This is a genomic window from Clostridium algidicarnis DSM 15099 (genome assembly GCF_002934235.1).
In the GTDB taxonomy this organism is placed as follows: domain Bacteria; phylum Bacillota; class Clostridia; order Clostridiales; family Clostridiaceae; genus Clostridium_L; species Clostridium_L algidicarnis.
This window is the reverse complement of record NZ_PTIS01000002.1, coordinates 85,481-105,045: the sequence shown is the minus strand read 5'-3', so window position 1 is coordinate 105,045 and position 19,565 is coordinate 85,481. Positions and strand designations below refer to the sequence as shown.

18 protein-coding genes are annotated in these 19,565 nt (G+C 28.8%); 7 read left to right on the top strand and 11 right to left on the bottom strand.

Translation table 11 applies throughout. The annotated features are described in order from the left end of the window. Positions 1-52: 52 nt before the first annotated feature. Positions 53-3,268, bottom strand: a complete 3,216-nt coding sequence (locus BD821_RS02700; RefSeq protein WP_104409300.1) for a DEAD/DEAH box helicase — start codon at positions 3,266-3,268, stop codon at positions 53-55. Positions 3,269-3,379: 111 nt separating this feature from the next. On the opposite strand from BD821_RS02700, the gene yfcE reads away from it, so the two are divergent. The 4 genes from yfcE (at position 3,380) to ytaF (ending at position 7,478) form a co-directional block, all read left to right on the top strand. Further along, positions 3,380-3,922 carry a phosphodiesterase gene (yfcE, locus tag BD821_RS02695; protein ID WP_104409197.1) on the top strand — a complete coding sequence of 181 codons (543 nt, stop codon included), beginning with the start codon at positions 3,380-3,382 and terminating at the stop codon, positions 3,920-3,922. A gap of 232 nt (positions 3,923-4,154) precedes the next feature. Further along, positions 4,155-5,834 (top strand): 2-oxoacid:acceptor oxidoreductase subunit alpha, encoded by a 1,680-nt coding sequence (locus BD821_RS02690; RefSeq protein ID WP_104409196.1) that lies wholly within the window; start codon positions 4,155-4,157, stop codon positions 5,832-5,834. Then, positions 5,835-6,698 (top strand): 2-oxoacid:ferredoxin oxidoreductase subunit beta, encoded by an 864-nt coding sequence (locus BD821_RS02685; protein ID WP_104409195.1) that lies wholly within the window; start codon positions 5,835-5,837, stop codon positions 6,696-6,698. It begins immediately after the preceding gene. A gap of 162 nt (positions 6,699-6,860) precedes the next feature. Next, on the top strand, positions 6,861-7,478 hold the full coding sequence (gene ytaF / locus BD821_RS02680) for a sporulation membrane protein YtaF (RefSeq protein WP_104409194.1): 618 nt from the start codon (positions 6,861-6,863) through the stop codon (positions 7,476-7,478). A gap of 125 nt (positions 7,479-7,603) precedes the next feature. On the opposite strand, the gene BD821_RS02675 is transcribed toward ytaF, so the two are convergent. From BD821_RS02675 to BD821_RS02650, 6 genes are all read right to left on the bottom strand, one after another. Continuing rightward, a complete protein-coding gene (locus BD821_RS02675; protein WP_104409193.1) occupies positions 7,604-8,344 on the bottom strand; it encodes an NADPH-dependent oxidoreductase in 741 nt (246 codons plus the stop codon). A gap of 229 nt (positions 8,345-8,573) precedes the next feature. Beyond that, positions 8,574-9,125: a phosphatase PAP2 family protein gene (locus tag BD821_RS02670; protein WP_169993924.1), complete on the bottom strand. Its 552-nt coding sequence runs from the start codon at positions 9,123-9,125 to the stop codon at positions 8,574-8,576. A gap of 74 nt (positions 9,126-9,199) precedes the next feature. Next, complete coding sequence (locus BD821_RS02665) at positions 9,200-9,538, bottom strand: arsenate reductase family protein (RefSeq protein ID WP_104409191.1); 339 nt, start codon at positions 9,536-9,538, stop codon at positions 9,200-9,202. A 60-nt stretch (positions 9,539-9,598) separates the two neighbouring features. After that, complete coding sequence (locus tag BD821_RS02660) at positions 9,599-10,744, bottom strand: DEAD/DEAH box helicase (protein WP_104409190.1); 1,146 nt, start codon at positions 10,742-10,744, stop codon at positions 9,599-9,601. Positions 10,745-10,920: 176 nt separating this feature from the next. Then, the gene (locus tag BD821_RS02655) at positions 10,921-11,289 is read right to left on the bottom strand and encodes a DUF2304 domain-containing protein (RefSeq protein WP_104409189.1); all 369 of its coding nucleotides are present in this window, start codon (positions 11,287-11,289) and stop codon (positions 10,921-10,923) included. Between the two features lie 34 nt (positions 11,290-11,323). Beyond that, the gene (locus tag BD821_RS02650) at positions 11,324-12,013 is read right to left on the bottom strand and encodes a glycosyltransferase family 2 protein (RefSeq protein ID WP_104409188.1); all 690 of its coding nucleotides are present in this window, start codon (positions 12,011-12,013) and stop codon (positions 11,324-11,326) included. 724 nt (positions 12,014-12,737) lie between these two features. Between BD821_RS02650 and BD821_RS02645 the strand changes: the two genes are divergently transcribed. Then, a complete protein-coding gene (locus BD821_RS02645) occupies positions 12,738-14,009 on the top strand; it encodes a DUF6020 family protein (protein ID WP_146076371.1) in 1,272 nt (423 codons plus the stop codon). A gap of 111 nt (positions 14,010-14,120) precedes the next feature. Beyond that, a complete protein-coding gene (locus BD821_RS02640; RefSeq protein ID WP_104409186.1) occupies positions 14,121-14,834 on the top strand; it encodes a lysophospholipid acyltransferase family protein in 714 nt (237 codons plus the stop codon). Positions 14,835-14,932: 98 nt separating this feature from the next. Here the strand turns inward: BD821_RS02640 and BD821_RS02635 are convergent, their stop codons facing one another. Continuing rightward, a complete protein-coding gene (locus BD821_RS02635; protein WP_104409185.1) occupies positions 14,933-15,691 on the bottom strand; it encodes a polysaccharide deacetylase family protein in 759 nt (252 codons plus the stop codon). Between the two features lie 173 nt (positions 15,692-15,864). Between BD821_RS02635 and BD821_RS02630 the strand changes: the two genes are divergently transcribed. Then, positions 15,865-17,637 (top strand): M3 family oligoendopeptidase, encoded by a 1,773-nt coding sequence (locus tag BD821_RS02630; RefSeq protein WP_104409184.1) that lies wholly within the window; start codon positions 15,865-15,867, stop codon positions 17,635-17,637. A 206-nt stretch (positions 17,638-17,843) separates the two neighbouring features. On the opposite strand, the gene BD821_RS02625 is transcribed toward BD821_RS02630, so the two are convergent. The 3 genes from BD821_RS02625 to BD821_RS02615 are packed head-to-tail and all read right to left on the bottom strand — an operon-like array spanning position 17,844 to position 19,565. Continuing rightward, positions 17,844-18,200: a NifB/NifX family molybdenum-iron cluster-binding protein gene (locus BD821_RS02625; protein ID WP_104409183.1), complete on the bottom strand. Its 357-nt coding sequence runs from the start codon at positions 18,198-18,200 to the stop codon at positions 17,844-17,846. A gap of 49 nt (positions 18,201-18,249) precedes the next feature. Continuing rightward, positions 18,250-19,344 (bottom strand): GerAB/ArcD/ProY family transporter, encoded by a 1,095-nt coding sequence (locus BD821_RS02620; protein ID WP_104409182.1) that lies wholly within the window; start codon positions 19,342-19,344, stop codon positions 18,250-18,252. Continuing rightward, positions 19,341-19,565, bottom strand: coding sequence for a hypothetical protein (locus BD821_RS02615; RefSeq protein WP_104409181.1), 225 nt, complete (start codon positions 19,563-19,565; stop codon positions 19,341-19,343). Before BD821_RS02615 ends, BD821_RS02620 begins: the two co-directional genes overlap by 4 nt.

The following is a 19,565-nucleotide window of genomic DNA, read 5'->3' as shown; positions in this document are numbered from 1 at the left end:
ACTAAGCTACATAGGTTTTAATAAAATCCACTTGTAGCTTAGTCTTTTATTTTTACTTAAATAATCCTAATAATTCTTCTTCATTTAGACTTGAAAACCCTTCTCCTTTAGAAGATTCATCTCCTATAAATTCTGATATAAGTCTTTTCTTTTCTTCTTGCAATGAAAGAATCTTTTCTTCTATGGTTCCTTTAGCTATTATCTTTATTACTTCTACCACATTCTTTTGTCCTATTCTGTGAGCTCTATCTGTAGCTTGTTCTTCTACTGCTGGATTCCACCAAGGATCAAAATGAATTACAGTATCAGCTGAAGTTAAATTAAGCCCTGTGCCTCCAGCTTTTAAGCTTATTAAAAATACAGGTTTTCTTCCTTCATTAAAACTATTTACTAATTCTATTCTCTTTTCTGAAAATATTGATCCATCAAGATAGTTAAAGTCTATACCTTCTGCTTTTATTCTCTTACCTATGTTTTTAAGCACTGTAGTAAATTGTGAAAATATCAGTATTCTATGACCTTCTTCTATGCTCCCTTCAATCAACTCTAATAAGGCTATAAGCTTTCCGCTATCACCAACATAATCACTAATTAGTACTGTTGGATCTAAGCACAATTGCCTTAGTTTTGTTATATAAGATAATATCTCTATTTTACTATTTTTAAATTCATCATCCTTTACCTTTTTTTCTATTAACTGAACTACATAATCAGCGTAAACCTTATATACCCTTTTTTGCTCTTCTTCTAGATTAACTAATAGCACCTTTTCTATCTTTTCAGGTAATTCTTTTAAGACCTCACTTTTTTTTCTTCTAAGAATAAATGGTTTTATTAGCCTATTTAAATCCTCCAAAACTTCTGGTTCTTCCTTAAGCCTTTTATGGTATCTTACGCTAAATCTTTTCTCATCGTAAAGATATCCTGGCATTATAAAGTCAAATATTGACCACAGATCCATAAGAGAATTTTCTAATGGAGTGCCTGATAATGCAAATCTTGTCCTTGCCTTTATACTCTTTGAAGCTATGGAATTTTGAGAATTATAGTTTTTTATATTTTGCGCTTCATCTAATATACAATAATCAAATTCTAAATTACAAAAAAGATCTATATCTCTTTTTAATAAATTATATGTAGTTATTAAAACATCCACATCTTCTATATTATCTAAAATACATTCCCTCTCTTCTTTTGGTCCGTTAACAGCCACTACTTTTAGATTTGGTGCAAACTTATGAAATTCATTTATCCAGTTATAAATTAATGATGTAGGGGCCACAATTAATGATTTACTTCCCTTATTAGATAATAAAAACACGATAATTTGAATAGTTTTACCAAGACCCATTTCATCAGCTAAAATTCCTCCAAATCCTAAGTAATCTAAAGTTTTAAGCCAGTTATAACCTATCTTTTGATATTCTCTTAGTGTGCCCTTTAATTCAAAGGGCACATTAAACTTTAATTTTTCTATGTCTTTAAGTCTATCTTTTACCTTCTTTAATTCACCCTTGCCTTTTATATATCTAATATTATTTTCTTCTATATAACTATCTAAAAACACCGCTTTATTCTTAGATATTTCAATATGATTATCCTCTACATTAAAAGAAGATACTGAATCTAAAAGCTTTAAAAACTTATTAATTTCTAGTTCCTGTAAATCTAGGTACTCTCCACTTTCTAATTTATAATATTTAAGATTATTCTTAAATGATCTTATTATATCCATAGTTTCTTTAGATGATATATCACCTATATTAAAGTCCATATCAAAATAATCATATTTACCTGAACTAATTTGTGCATTTATGCCTTTAGTTCCTATATATTTTAGTCCCTTAAAATTTTCAGAATAATAAACTTCTCCTATTTTTTGAAGCCTTTCTATATCATTTTTAAAAAAGTTAAATATATAATCATCATCTTTTAAAAAATGAAACACTCCATTTATTTCTTCAAATCCTAAGGCTTTAATAATTCCAATTGTCTCCTCTTCCTTTTTAATAGCTCTATATATAACCTTTTCTTTAAAGTCCTTAAAAATATTAAATTCAAAGGCTCCATACCTTACCTTAACCTTTAGTGTTACAATTTCATCTTGTCTATCAAAATAAAAATTAAATTTGCAAGAATCAATTACAATCTTATCTTGTATAGAATTTGATAATGAAACCATAGGTGATAAGGAATTAAGGTCTGGAATTAATCGCCTTAATATGGTATCTTCTTCAGATATTGGAATAGTTACAATTTTAGCCTTACTAAATATTTCAAAATAAGGCCTTATCTTATAACAAAATTCAAAGCTTGGAAGATATACATTTGTGCCGTATAATAAGACTTCATTTTTGGGTTCTAAAATGCTAGGCATACCTTCAGTGACCTTCAGGTTGTAATTACCTTTAGAATTATTTAATTCAAATCTTATTTCAGGGTCCTCTATTATAATTTCTGTTTCCACTGGTCTTGAAAAAAATCCTTCGTTTAAATATACCCTGTGATTTTTTATTATATAAAAAAATTCTCGAACCATGTATTCTGGAATGTTTATATATTTCCCATCTATATTTTTCTCCCGACTACTCTTAAAAGCCTTAGTATTTTTATCTAAAGTCCAAAGATTTTCTATAAAATCTATAAGCCTTTTGTCTTTTATATTTAATTTTTGAGTCTTTTTATGAAATGTGAAGGTTTTACTATAAATCACTGGAAAATTATTATAGTAAGCTAGTAAAAATTGGTTAACATCCTTTAACACATTAAGATCACTTGACCTTGCAAATTTACTACCTATTTTAAATTCAACCTTTATACCATTATTCCACTGATGTTTATTAATATAAACCTCTATTTTAATTTCTTCTTTATCTTTTTCATCACCTAAAAGTATATCTAAAACGCCACTTTTATCCTTATATAAACTATCCAAAGGAGGATGCTGTGTATTTAAAACCTTCAGAGTTTGTAAGCTTTTAAGCGCTTTGTAAAATGTTGCTACTAAGTGTTTACAACAATAATTTTCTTTTTTAAATTCATTTTTTTCATAATCAGCACAACTACAAAATGTAGACAAAATACTCTTGTTTTTTGCATCTATTTCAATTATAGTCTTATACTTATTAAAAAGGCTTTCAGAAATAACCCTACCATCTACACAAATTAAGTTTTCTTCACTTATTATATCTATAGAAGAAACTAAATCATTATCTATAATTCTCTGACCTTTAATATGATTTTTTCCACTAGTTCCCTCATTAAACATTTGTAATAACTCATATTTTTTCAATGTTTTCTCTCCTTAAATCATATCTTATAATACTTATTTTGCTATAATTATAACATAACCTATAAAATGCAAAGGAGACTTATGAAAATGAAATTATTTTTTATATCAGATATCCACGGTTCTGCCTATTATTTAGAAAAAGCTTTAGAATTCTTTGAAAAGGAAAAAGCTGACTACTTAGTTATCCTTGGTGATCAACTATACCATGGAGCTAGAAATCAACTTCCTAGAGATTATGATACTAAAAAGGTTGCCTCAATTTTAAACTCCTACACTGATAAAATTATAGCTGTAAGAGGAAACTGCGAAAGTGAAGTAGATCAAATGGTACTAAATTATCCAACCATGAGTGATTATTCTATTATTCTATATAATAATAAAAGACTATTTTTAACTCATGGTCATATTTTTAATAAAGATAATATGCCAAATTTAAGCGATGGAGATGCTTTAATATATGGTCATACTCACATACCTTTAGCTGAAAAAATAAATAATATTTTTGTAATAAATCCTGGTTCTATTACATTCCCAAAGGAATATACCCCTCATTGTTACGGTATTTTGCATGAAAATATATTTGAAATCAAAACTTTAGATGGAGAAATATTTAAAAAGATAGATTTTTAGATATATTTAAACAACAACCTCAATAAAATTTATAATATACTGACATGTTATTTTAAAAATAAACTTTTTATATATTTTCCGCTATGTGTAAAGATAATAGTTTTCGACTAATAATCATTATTGACATCACTGGTGATTAGAGCTATTATATATTTATAATAGAAATTATATAACAGATTACAAAATCTTTGATATGAAATTTTGGGAAATTTATAAAGCGAGGTGTTTAATTTTGAAATTTAATATATTAGTTGGTGGTACAGCGGGACAAGGCATGGATACCATAAGTGATTTTCTAGAAAAGTTGCTTTTTAAAAAAGGCTTTTACGTATTCTCTAATAAAGACTATATGTCAAGAGTTAGAGGTGGACACAATTTTACCCAGGTTCGTTTTGGTGATGAACCAATTTATACACATACAACCTCAATAGATTTAATGATTGCTTTAGATAAAGATACTATAGATGCTCATTTAAACAATCTTAAAGATAATGGGATAATTATAGCTGATGAAAAAATAGAACATGATGATAATAGAGTTAAAACTTTTCCACTTATGAAACTTGCTAAAGCTGCGGGACTTACAAGAGCTTTTGGTTCTGTTGCTGCTGGTATTGTTATAAAACATTTTGGAATATCAAATGAGGGTGTTTCCGAAATCTTTAATAATAAATTTACAGATGAAATAAGAGATATAAATGTAGATGCTTTTAATAAAGGCTATGATTTAGTAGATAGCACCTATGATTTAAAAAATGGTGTTTTAAAGGATAATATGCTGATAAATGGTAATACTTCAATAGCTCTTGGAGCCTTAGCTGGTGGACTTTCCTATTATGCTGCTTATCCTATGACTCCAGCTACAAGTATAATGACCTACCTTTCCAAAAAACAGGTAGAAGCTGGAATAGTAGTTGATCAAGTAGAAGATGAAATAGCAGCTATTAATGCAGCCATAGGTGCTTCTTATGCAGGTGCTAGATCTATGACTGGTTCATCTGGTGGTGGTTTCTCACTTATGGTAGAAGCTTTAGGTCTTGCAGGCATTATGGAGACTCCTTTAGTTGTAGTGGACTCCCAAAGACCAGGTCCTGCTACAGGACTTCCTACTAGAACTGAACAAAGTGATTTAAGCTTCTTACTTACAGCTTCTCATGGTGAATTTCCACGGATGGTTATAGCTGTTAGAAACCCTGAAGATGCTTTTTATCAAACTTTTAGAGCCTTAAACTTAGCAGATAAATATCAAACTGTAGTTTTGTTATTAACAGATCAATATCTAGCAGATTATAATATTACTGTTCCAAAGTTTGATGTTCAATCGCTTAAAATAGAAAGACATATTGCAGGAGAAGAGGTCTTAGCTGATGGAGAAGAATATCAAAGATATAAATTAACTGAAAATGGAATATCTCCAAGGTTTATTCCTGGAAAGGTTAAAGGCCAAATAGTACTAGTTGATAGTGATGAGCATACTGAAGATTCCCATATAACTGAAGAATCAGATATAAGAAATGAACAAATGCAAAAGAGAATGAAAAAACTAGATTTAATTAAAGAAGATTTAATTGAACCTGAATACTTTGGAGTGGAAAATCCTGACACTTTATTACTAGGTTGGGGTTCAACTTATGGTGCTTTAAAAGAAGCTGTAGATATGCTTAATAAAGATGGTGTCAGTGTTGGTGCTCTTAGCTTTGGAGATATATCTCCCCTACCTCAAAATTTACTAGCTAAGTATTCTAAAGATGCTAAAACATTAATAAATGTTGAACAAAACTTTACAGGACAACTAGGCAAGTTTATAACTCAAGAAACAGGATTAATCATGGATAAAAGTATACTTAAATATGATGGGCGACAATTAAATTCTATAGAAATATATGATTCAGTAAAAAAGGAGGTGCTATAAATGTTAGATATAAAACTTTATAACACTAAAGATGAAAATGCATGGTGCCCTGGTTGTGGTAACTTTAATATACTAGATGCCATAAAGAGAGCCGCTGCAGAGCTTGACATAGCCCCTGATCAATTAGTAATGGTTTCTGGTATAGGACAAGCTGCAAAGACACCTCACTATATAAGAGCAAATGGTTTTAATGGTCTTCACGGGAGAGCTCTTCCTCCAGCTCAAGCTATAAAATTAGTTAATAAAAATTTAAAAGTTGTAGTTACTGGTGGTGATGGTGATGCTTATGGAGAAGGTGGAAATCACTTTTTGCATGCACAAAGAAGAAATGTGGATATAGTTCAATTAGTTCATGATAACCAAATTTATGGATTAACTAAAGGTCAAGGATCCCCCACAACTGCTTTAGGTCAGAAAACTTCTATGCAATTTGAAGGTGTTAATATCTATCCTTTAAATCCACTAGCAGTAGCCATAAGTGCTGGAGCAACCTTTGTAGCTAGAGCCTTCTCTGGGGATAAGGATAAGCTTGTAGAAATTATAAAAGCTGCTATGAATCATAAAGGGTATGCTTTAATAGATATACTTCAACCTTGTGTAACATTTAATAAAGTAAATACTTTTAAGTGGTATAAAGATAGACTTTATTATTTAGATGAATCTCATGATCCAAGTAATAAGCTTTCAGCCTTTGAGAAGGCATCGCAATTTGGAGATGAGGGAATTCCAGGTGGTATAATTTATGAGGAAAAAGGTAAAGCCACTTACGGAGAACTTCATCCTGTATTAAATTCAGGAGTATCATTAGTAGATAGAACATGGGAACCTAAGAATGTAGATAAGTTCCTTAATGAGTTTATGTAAATTATATAATTCATTAATTAAAACCTCGCCTTAAGTGGTGAGGTTTTTTTATAGTGTAACCATTCATAAATACATGAATAATATATTAATATCTATAATCCCGTATTATATTCCCGGGGAAATACGATAAAGTCTTACAAAATAATATTGGCAGGTGATATGATGTTAGAGTCCCTACTATTGGTACTAGCCTTATCTTTAGATGCACTAGTGGCTAGTATTGCTTATGGTGCAAATAAAATAAAAATCCCTTTTGTATCTATAACAGTTATTAATATAGTTTGTTCTTCTTGCCTTGCTATATCGCTTTTTTTTGGTTCCATAATAAAAAGACTTATTCCAGGTAATATTACCTCCATAGTAAGTTTTTTAATATTATTTTTACTTGGTATATACTATTTATTTCAAAGTCTTGTGAAAAGTTATATAGGTAAATCTTCAGGTAAGAAGATAAATTTAAAATTATTTGATTTAAGATTTATAATTGATATATATGCCGATGAAACTAAAGCCGACTTTAATAATTCAAAGGAGCTTGAGCCAAAAGAAGCCTTATATCTAGCAATAGCTCTATCTTTAGACTCTTTAGCTGTTGGGTTTGGAAGTAGTCTTGGAAATGCTAATTATATACAAGTAATTTTGTTATCTTTAGTTTGTGGCATTGTAGCTATATATTCAGGTATCTTTTTAGGTAAAAAACTTGCTAAAACTTCAAAACTAGATTTATCTTGGCTTGGTGGAATATTGTTAATTATTTTATCTATTTTAAAGATAAAGTGATTTTTAATTTAAACATAATATTAGCCACCTTTATTATAAATTTCAAAAAGGTATATTAAATATTTTAAGGGCTGTGTATTAATACACAGCCCTTAAAATATTGACTTTATATGCTCATCATATACTTATTTTATACCTTTAAATCCTTGCTTTTCTAGAGCATCTTTTACTTTTGGATAATATATAGTTTTATATGTTCCAGACATCATTTCTGACCAACTCTTAGTATCTCTACCTCCAGTTGCCTTTGTCATAAAGTCTTCTATAACTTTATCATAGTCTTTTATACCTTGAAGTAAATCTTTATTATATCTTTCTTTATGGAAAATTACCTCTGGCTTAAATCTAGGTTTAACCATTGATGGTCCCTCACCATAGCCTAATACCAATCCAACCATTGGGAATACATACTCTGGAAGTCCTAAAAGTTCAATAACTTCTTCTGGCTCTTTTCTAATTCCACCTATAGGAACTATATTCAATCCTAAAGACTCTGCAGCTGCAATCGCATTTCCCATAGCAAGACCTACATCTACAGCACCTACTAAGTTAGCCTCTTGGCTATCAGTAATAATTATTTTTTCGCCTGTGATTTCACCTGCTATTTTAGCTCTATAAAAATCAGCACAAAAAACTAAAAATATTGGTGCCTCATCTATATATTTTTGATCTCCTACAAGCTTTGATAGTTTATATTTTTTTTCTTTATCTTCTACACTTATTATAGTAACTTGCTGTCCATCTATTGAAGATGGTGCTTGTTGGGCTGCCTTTATTATTAAATCTATATCCTCTTTTTTAATAGCCTTATCGCTGTAACTCCTTACAGAACGGTGATTAAGTAATGTTTTTATAACTTCATTCATGGGCTCATCTCCCTATTTAATAATGGTTATCTGTTACCTAAGATTATATCGCATTCTATTTAATTGTCAATATTTTTATTTGTTTATTTATAATACTTATCTTTCTAAATCTCTAAACAAAATATTTTAAACTAATATTAATATCTAACCTAGTATTTTAAATATTAATAAAATAAAAGAAGCTTTGATAAAAGCTTCTTTTTTAATTATATTATAGTACATCTTAAAATTAATCTGTAACTATAAATTTTCTTATGTACTTTTTATATATGTAATTTACTATAAAAACTAATACATAACCACCTATGACATCTAAAGGATAGTGATTTCCTACATATATCCTGGCAATACCTACCATTATAGATAAAAAGGTTAAAAACATTCCTATTAAATTATCAAATGAAAACAATCCTACAGCTATACTCATAGTTCCCATAGCGTGGTTACTTGGAAAAGAAGCATTACTTTTGTGATCTATAAGCAAATTAACCTTATTTTTAACAAAAGGCCTGTCCACATAAAACACTTTGCCTATTATAAAACTTAATATCATGCTAATTATAGTTATTATTAAAGTTTCTGTAGCATATTGAACTGGTCTTCTTTTCTTTTTATATAGCCCTAATATAAGTATACTTCCTAAAACTAATATAGATATATAAGGGCCATACTTTGAAATTACAATCATTACTCCATCTAAAAGACTGCTTTTATTGGCTACATTATTTATTGCATGAAAAATATAATCATTCATTCTCTTCACCATACTTTCTTTATCCAAAGACCTATCGAGGTATAAGTTCAGGGGTTTGAACCTTTTAAATAAAGATGTTTAAGCTTTAGTATGCCCTTTTTCTACTCCCAAAGTTTCCAAACCTCTATGGCATAGCCAACTGTAGCCACCTTACCATTACGAACTATAGGTGTTTTATATAGTTTAGGGTTGTTTAAAAGAATTTCTTCTCTTATACTATCGCTTCTAATATTTGAAAGATTTAGCTTTTCATATTCTTTACTTTCCTTATTTATTAAATTTATTAATCCTACAGAAGATTTTACACTTTGTAGCTCTCCTTTGCTTAATGCCTTTTCATTTAAATCAATAAACTGATATTTTATATTTCTTTCCTTAAAATATCTTTCTGCCTTTTTTGTATCAAAGCATTTTTTGATGCCAAAAATTTGAATATTCATAACTAATAACTCTCCTCTAAATATTTCCTGTAAACTTCTATAAAAGTCCTAATTCACCTGTTAATCTTCTTGAATCTCAACTCTTCCACCATACATATATTTCTCTGGAATAATAATCTTAAAGCTATCTTCATATTTTTTTATAAAGCCTTCTTCTTTAGGATCTACAAGAGAAAATACTTCTCCTATTTCTCCTGCCCTTGCAACTCTTCCTGCTCTATGTAGATAATCTTTAGAATCCTTTGGTAGATCTAAATTTATCACATGGGTTATGCCTTTAATATCAAGTCCTCTTGCAGCAATGTCAGATGCAACTAAAACTTGTATACTACCTTTTCTAAAGTTTTCTAAGGCTCTTTGTCTATCTTCTTTATCATTACTACCGTGAACAGAGTCTACCTTTATATTATGGAATCTAAGCTTTTCAAGAGTTTTCTCTACATCATAACTACTGTTAATAAATACAAGAGCCCTTTTAGGTTTTACTGCAGATATAAGTTTTCTTAATGTATCTATCTTCTTTCTATGTTCAGTTAAAATATATCCATGAATTATATTCTCATTAACAGCATTTGTATTTTTAACACTTAATACAACAACATCTGAAGCTAAAGTTTTAGAAACATCTAAGGTATTGTCTGTTATAGTAGCTGAAAACATCATTATTTGAGTTTCCTTTGGTGTAGCTTTTATTATCTCTTTTATAGAAGGGATATTATCCTTATCTAAAAGCTTATCTACTTCATCAATAACCATGGTTTTTATGGTGTGTGCAGATATCTTCCTTTTTTTTATTAACTCTAATATTCTTCCTGAAGATCCTACTATAATATGAGGCTTTGACTTTAACTTTTCTATTTGTCTTGTAACATTAGCACTTCCTATTAAAGGTGTAGATGAAACCTCTATACCTGAACTATTTCTTAAATCTGAAATGGTATTATGTATCTGCATTACAAGCTCATGTGTTGGAGCTATTATTATACATTGCATCTCTTTTTTATTTACATCTATCTTTTCTATTATAGGTAAAAGATAGGAAAGTGTCTTACCTGTGCCTGTCTCAGACTGTCCTATTAAATTTTTTCCCTCTAAAGCTAAGGGAATTACCTTTTCTTGAATCTCTGTAGGTTTTTTAATTCCTAAACCTTCTAACCCACTTATCATTTTTTCTGTTATCTTAAGACTTTCAAAATTAACTGCCATCTTTTTTCTACCTCTTTCATCAAGTTACCTGATTATTAATTTTATCAATAGTTCTATCTATTGTCAAAAAATTATTATAGGTTTTATTTTAATTAAAAGTTCTATATAAAAAAGACCAGTATATCTAAAAAAAATCACTGATCCCCAATAAATCTTATGTAGTATCTTTTATAGTCTTAGTTCTTATCCTTCCCCTGTTCTTTAGATAATTCTTCAACCTTAAGCTTTAAAATCGCAACCTCTTGTACTAAATCTTTTATGCTGCTAGATCTTTTTGAAATAGTAAGTGTTAAGGTAAATGTAACTACTAAAAGAAAAAATATAACTAAAAGAAATATTGTATTAACAGGTTCTTCAATATGTAATAATCTTGAAATACTAGTTAAGATACCTGGAAATATAGACATTAATATGAAAACTAAGCTAGATAAAACCCAAACTAAACTATGTCTAAGGTCCATCTTATAATTTGTTATCATTTTATAAATAAATATAAAAAATCCTATTGACACTAATATTAGAATAATCTGAAGCTGATAATTCATCTATCCATCCTCCAAAGTTCAAATTATAATTATGTTATCTATTAGAAATCGAAGTAAAGCATATAGCTATTGAAACCTTTATCATATAGTATATAGATTTAATGAGATTTATTGATGACACTCCACTTTCTCTCTCATTCATTACTACAGGAATCTCTTTTATACGAAGCTTGTTTTTTGCTAAATAAACTACCGTTTCAGGCTCTGGGTAATCTGTAGGATATCTTTTTGCAAACATCTTAATTACAGTTTTATCACAAGCTCTAAATCCCGAAGTTGGATCTGTTATCCTTTTTTTACATACCAAATGTATAAGGTTTGAAAAATATACTATACCTATTCTTCTTGCAAAGGTGGATTGAAATCCCGCCTTATCTATAAACCTTGATCCAAGACACATATTCTCTCCCTTATTAATCTCTTCAATAAGATCTTTTATGTACTTAGGATTATGCTGGCCATCTCCATCTACCTGTATAGCCACATCGTAATCATTATAATATGCAAATTTATACCCTGTCTGTACGGCTCCCCCAATGCCTAAGTTAGAACCTAAATCTATCTTATAAACTGGTGGCTGAAACCTTAAAAGTCTTGTATTATCTGTAGAGCAATCATTCACTATTAAGATATCATAAAAAGGACAACATATCTTTATGTTATCTATTAATTTAATTAAGTTTTCTTCTTCGTTAAAAGCAGGAATAATAATCAGTACTTTCATTATTCATTTACCTCTTTATCTTTTTCATTATTAATTTTTTCTAAGTATCTTCTTTATTTTGACATCAATTATAGCATATATTTACTATATTTTAAATTTCAAATAACTAATTTTTACCTTTTAAATTATTTTTTAACTTATCCTTCATATATCTTTACATTTATTTACCACTAATGTATAATATTGTATGAGCATAGTGTGACACCTAATAAGGTAATAACTATTTAAGAGGTGAAATATGATTAAAAGCAAAGTTACTAACAATCTATCTAGTCTAATTTTAGGTATTATTTATAGTTTTACAATTTCCCTTTACATTAATCCAAACAATAATAATAGGATGCTTATACCACTATTTTTTATTATTCCCCTAGCTATATTTTTCAGTAAAATAATAAATGAACTACCTAATAAATTTAATAATCTAAGCAAAAACAACAAAATACTAATACTTATATTTTCTTTTCTATCATGTATATTATATAAAGTTATATTTATATCTTATAAAAACTACTTATTACCTTATCCAACTATTGTTAAATATTCAATCAAACTATTTATGTTTTTACTTCTTTTTACATCTTTTTTGATCTTTTTTATAGAACTCTTACAGTTTGAAATTGAAGTTAATCATAAAGACATAAGTAAAAAAAGAATACTTATATATGCCATTCCTTTTATTTTATTGGGGATCTTTTATTTACTGTCATTTTATCCAGGGGTTATGACAGCAGACTCAATGAATCAATGGAATCAAATATCAAAGGGTGTATATTATGATTCTAACCCTGTAGTACATACCTTATTCACCTATTTAATTACAAGAGTATGGTATTCTCCTGCTGCGGTTGTTATAGTGCAGGTGATTATTATGTCTATAATGATTGGATATTGTATGTATAACTTTGAAAGACTTGGTGTAGATAAAAAGATTTTATATTTAATTATTTTAGCCATGGCCTTAAACCCTGTTAATGGAATAATGTTTGTTACTTTGTGGAAGGATATAATTTATAGCGGATTTATACTCTTATTTACAATGCTAATTATAAACATTGTTATTACTAATAATGAATGGATATATAATAGAAAAAATCTTATTTATTTTATACTTTGTTCCCTTGGTGTTGTGTTATTTAGACATAATGGCTTAGTTCCGCTATTCGGAACATTAGTAATATTAATAGTATCAAATATAAAAAAATCAAAACCATATATAATAACGTTTGTTTCTGTCTTAGTTGTTTTTCTTTTAATAAAGGGACCAATTTATAGCCTAATTGGAATAGAACCTGCTTCCTCTAGTGAGGCTTTTGGAATTCCAACACAGCAAATTGCTGCGGTTATAAAAAATAATGGCTATTTAAATGAAGATCAATTAAAAAAAGCTAGTGAAATAATGCCTTTAAATTCTTGGTCAGAAAATTATATGCCAGGTAATGTAGATTATATTAAATTTCACAAAGACTTTAAAGTAGATAAATTAATGGAGGATAAAATGGCCTTCCTTAAACTTTGGGCGGGGGCTTGTATTCAAAATCCTAAGATAGCCTTTGATTCTTACCTAAGCCAAACTGCTATAGGTTGGTCAGTTAAGGGCTATGTAAACTGGGGTAGTCGAGAGATTTTACCAAATTCTTTAGGATTAAAACAAACTGTTTTAAGTAATAGTCTAACTAAAGTTGGAAATAAATTTTTAAATTTAACTCAAAAGCCTGATTTGCAGTATTTCTTCTGGAAACCAGCTTTTCAAATGTTTTTTATTTTGTTATTTGGTTTTTTAGCTATATTAAGAAATGGTGCAAAAACTATACTTGTAATTTTACCAGTATTGCTAAATGCAGCAACTATATTTATAGCTACCCCAGCTCAAGATTTTAGATACCTTTATGCTAACACTCTAGTTTGCCTTATACCTATTGTATTTTCTTTTATTAAAATAGATAGGCTCAAAATAGATATTCCTACTGTACCTAAGGATACTTCTAAAAAATAATCTTATATAATTATTCTATTTCTTACTTTAATAAAGTTGAGATTTATACTATAATTAAAATAGTGTTTTTACAAATATATCCTAAATCTAAATACAGATAGGAGATTTATTATGCTTAGAACTATAGCTTGGTATACTCACTTTGCCACAAGTTTAATTGGTAAAATCCCAGGTGTTTATAAAATTAAATCTTTAGAACGCCAAGGAAAAATTAAAGAAAAGGATGAATATATAAATAAGGCTACATCCTCCTGGGCTATGTCCCATGTTAAGCTCAGCGGGGCAAAGGTTAATGTTTATGGCAAAGAAAATGTTCCAAAAGATATTGCTGTGCTCTTTGTTAGTAACCACCAAGGCAATTTTGATATTGCCTTGTTTATGAGTTATATAGATAAGCCTAAAGGGTATGTTGCTAAGATTGAGATGAAAAAGATACCTGTTTTAAGTACATGGATGGAATATATGCACTGTGTTTTCATGGATAGAAGTAGCATTAGAAAATCAGCTGAGGCTATTGTAGACGGTATAAATATCCTTAAAAGTGGTTATTCTCTAGTAATATTCCCTGAAGGCACTCGAAGTCGTAAAAATGAAATAGGTAATTTTAAAGCTGGAAGTTTTAAATTAGCCACCAAAGCCAAAGTACCGATAGTTCCCGTTACCGTAAATGGATCTTATAAGCTCATGGAACAAAACGGTGGCAGGGTAAAACCTGCTGAAGTTGAAATATTTATACATCCAATGATAAGAACAGATAACCTTTCTAAAACAGAATTAGATAATTTAGCTTTTAATGTTAAAGGAATTATTCAAAGTAAATTATAATATATCTGCATAAGAAATAAAGAATCAATATAGCAAACGCCATAATGATTCTTTATTTCTTATGTACTACTTTTCTTTTAATACTTGATATTCATATGTTACTTATTAACTACCTTTTTGAAATGATCCATATTCATATACCCACTTACCATAACTCTTTTCAATTTATTTAAATCATCTTTTCCTTTAGCATGTCCAAACTTTGTAGTAAAAGACATTTTATAGCCTTCAAGATAAGCATCTCGAACTACTTGTTTGTTGCACCTTCCATAAGGATATGATATATATTTCACCTCTTTATTTAACACTTCATCAATATAATCCTTAGAACCTCTCAATGTGTTAATTCTATCAACTTCCGTAAGCTTGTCTAGTTTTGCATGATTGGTAGTATGGCTTTCAATGTCAATATTATTGATCTGCATTTCTTTAATTTCATCTACACTAAGGTAAGCACTTTCATCTAAATAATCTGTAACTACAAAAATAGTGGCATTCATTCCAAATTCTTTTAATATGGGGTAGGCATTATAATAATTATCTTTATACCCATCATCAAAGGTTATTGCTATAGACTTATCTTCAAAGGATTTATTGGTTTTAAAGTGCTCATACATTTCATCCATACTTAATATAATAAAATCATTATCTTTTAGATATCTCATTTGATCATAAAAATTATCTTTAGTGACCCTAAACATCTTTTTATTATTATCTGTAATAGAATGATACATGAGCACAGGTATATCACAACCCTTTTCATTAAATTTACTTTTAGATAAAACTTGTCTTACCGTAAATAGATTAATTGCTATTAATATAACTGCAAATTTAATCCATCCTGTGTTCCTTTTCATAAAAATCCTCACTTTCTTGTATATCCATAATAATTAGGATTTCTTATTTTCAATATAAATATTATATTAACACACAACTTACCAACTATCCTAATCTATCTTTTGTTTTATGTAGAAATAAAATACATAAATAGTATATACTATTTATATCAACATTATAGGGAGGTATCATTATGAACTTAAACTGGAGCTTAAAAGAACTCTACACTTCTTTTGATAGCAAAGAATTTAAAGAAGATTTAAATGAGTTAAAACTATTTATATATAAAATAAATAGTGAAGTTAATTCCGACATAAATAGCAATGACATAAAATCTACCCTTGAAAAATATATAAATGACAATATAAAGCTTACAAACTTAGTAACAAATTTATATTCTTTCTGTAGTTTAACAACCTCAGTTGATACTAATAATTCTGAGGCTTTAAAAAATTCAGAAATAATCCAAAAAATATTAGCTGAAATGGCTGAAAGTGATTCAAAATACAAAAAATTCATAGGATCTATTGATAATTTAGATAATATAATAGAATCTAGCCCTTTGCTTAAAGAACATGAGTTTATGCTTAAAGAGATTAAGGCAAATAGTAAATATGTACTAAGTGATAAAGAGGAATCTATAATAGCAAAAATGCAGACTACAGGATCCTCAGCATTCGACACCTTAAAAGAAGCTTTGGTTTCAAAGCTTATGGTGGATATAGAGATTGATGGCAAAAAGAAGATATTGCCGCTTACAGAAGTTAGAAATTTAGCTCATCATAAAGATAGCGAAGTTAGAAAGGCAGCTTATTACGCTGAACTTGAAAGCTACAAAAAGATTGAAGACTCAGCAGCTGCCGCCCTTAACGGAATAAAAGGTGAAGTTATAACTACTTCTAAATTAAGAGGATACGAATCACCTCTTCATGAATCCTTAATTAAATCTAGAATGGACATGGAAGCCTTAGATGCTATGATAGATGCTATGAAGGAATATATTCCTTATTTTAGAGGATACTTAAAAAAGAAAGCAGAAATTTTAGGTTATGAAAATGGACTACCTTTTTATGAAATATTTGCTCCGATTGGACAAGTAAATAAAACTTACAGTTATGATGAAGCAAAAGATTTTGTTGAAGAAAATTTTAGAACCTTTAGTGATAAACTTGGAGATTTTGCTAAAAGAGCTTTTGATGAAAATTGGATTGATGTACTTCCAAAGGAAGGAAAAGTAGCAGGAGCTTTTTGTGCTGGCCTTCCTACCATAGGGCAAAGTCGAATAATGTTAAACTTTGGTGGAAACCTTAGTGATGTAATCACTCTAGCTCATGAGCTTGGTCATGGTTATCATGGTAATTGTCTTCTTAACGAATCTATACTAAATTCTGATTATCCAATGCCTATAGCCGAAACAGCTTCCACCTTTTGTGAAACTATAGTTAAAAAGGCTACTCTAAAAAAGGCAACCAAAGAAGATGCTTTAAGTATTCTAGAAAGCGAACTTCAAGATTCTACACAAATTATTATAGATATTTATAGTAGATTTTTATTTGAAAAGAAGTTATTTGAAATGAGAGATGAGGCAGCTTTAACCCCTAAAGAACTTAACGAAATAATGATTTCAGCTCAAAAAGAAGCCTATGGTGATGGTTTAGATCAAGATTTATTACACCCCTATATGTGGATTTGCAAACCTCACTATTATTCAGCAGGATATAGCTACTATAACTTCCCTTATGCCTTTGGGTTACTATTTGCAAAGGGTCTTTATGCTGAATATCTAAAAAGAGGTGAAGAATTTATCCCTGAATATGATAAACTATTAGCACTTACAGGTAAAAATAGTGCAGCCGATGTAACAAAAGTTATGAATATAGATATCCATAATATTAACTTTTGGAGAAATTCTTTAGAGATAATTAAAGGTGACATAGATGAATTTTTAAACCTATGCAATAACTAATATCTATAATACATTATATTTAGTAGAACATATTAGGTTCTATCAAAAGCCTTATATTCTATGAAATATGTAATATATAAAAAGAAAACTTCAGCTACTTTAAGTAATTCCACTTAAAATAGTTGAAGTTTTCTTTAAGCAATAGATTTATTAGAGTTTTAAACTTTTAAAATATTATCACCATAATACTTATATATAATTATGCTTTAATGATTATGATGTTCTCCATTATGATTACACACTACATTCTTATCCTCTAATTCACCTTTTAAGTAAGCTAGTAGTACCTCTTCTATTTTTCCATTAACCCCTCTTATAACCTCTAAGTTATTTTCCTTTAAAGCATTATAGGCACCGGCTCCTATTCCGCCAGTTATAATCAAGGAAACACCCTCATCTAAAAGTAAGTTTGAAAGTCCTCCATGGTTATGTTGTAACTTTAAAGCTGAGATTTCCTTTTTATCTATGATCTTTCCTTCTTCCATTGTTACAACCAAAAAGCTTTCACTTTTACCAAAGTGTTGATTAATCAATTCTCCATTTTTAGGCATTGCTATTTTCATGTACACAGATCCTTTCCATATAATATATATACATTATACACCATTTCCATTAAACTTTCTTATTAGCTGAATATCTCTTCTTTAATAAAGCCACTATAAATATTATAAATGGAATTATAATCTGTACTAAAAGGGCATATGATGGCCATAACTCACTGGTAAACTCCATAGATTCCATTATACTATTAAACATTATATAAGCAAAATTCATCATTAAAAGAACTATAGGTATTAAAATATCTCTATAACTTTTTAGATTAAATAATTTAGTAACTCCTTTAGAAACTCCAAGTACACAAAAACTCACTTCAAGGAACTGTATTATAGTAAATGCTATAGAAACTGCTATTTCTATCCTTTGAAACTCTCCATTTAATTGTAATCTTTTTATACCCTCATACCCTGCATAATATAAGGAAGAATACTCCTCTCCTCCTAATAACATTATATTTATCATGGTAGTTATTACCACAACTATTCCACCTATAATTACTGGCTTTAAAAATATATTTTTACTCTCTGAAGTATGATCTAAGTAATCAAAAAATAGCATAAATAAAAATATTTCACTAAAGGGAAAACTAATTAACTTAAAGCTTACTTTTGCTATATCCTTTAGTCCGCTGTAGAAAATCGGTTGTAGATTTGTAATATCCATTTGAGGTATTAATAACACCCACACTAAAATCACAAATACTAGTATAATTCTTATGAAAAACTGAGCCCATGCAGATAGAACTTCAATGCCCTCCTTTAACATCCATATACTCAAAATTCCAATGCACATCATTAAAATTGCTGAAGGAGTATTAGGAAGAGCTGTTAATTTAATAAAGTCAATAAAGTCCCTTAATATGTAAGCTCCTAATAAGAATATATGTAAAATGAAAATTATGCTTATAACTTTTCCAAAAACCTTTCCAAATAGTATTTCGACTATATCAAATAAATTTTTTCCTGGATATAGGTTCATTGTTCTACTATACATAATCATAATAGGTAGGGAAAGTACTATAGCTATAATAGAGGCTATCCATGCATCCTGTTTTAAGCTTCCTCCCATACTAAAGAGCAGATATCCCCCTATAGTATAGAAAAATATAAGAATTTGCATTTGTTTATTAGATATAACTTCTTTCTTCATAAAAACCCTCCTAACATATTCTTTAATATGCTAAAAACCTTGCCAAGATACACCATAGCATTTGGTATCTTAACCTTTAAAGAAATTAAAGAGCTGATTATAACACTTATGGACAGTATAGCAATATATACTAATATTTCTTTTTTTAAATTATTACTCTTTAAATACAGTAAGTCACTGCTACATATTAAAATGTAGCATCCTAGCACTAAAAAAATCAT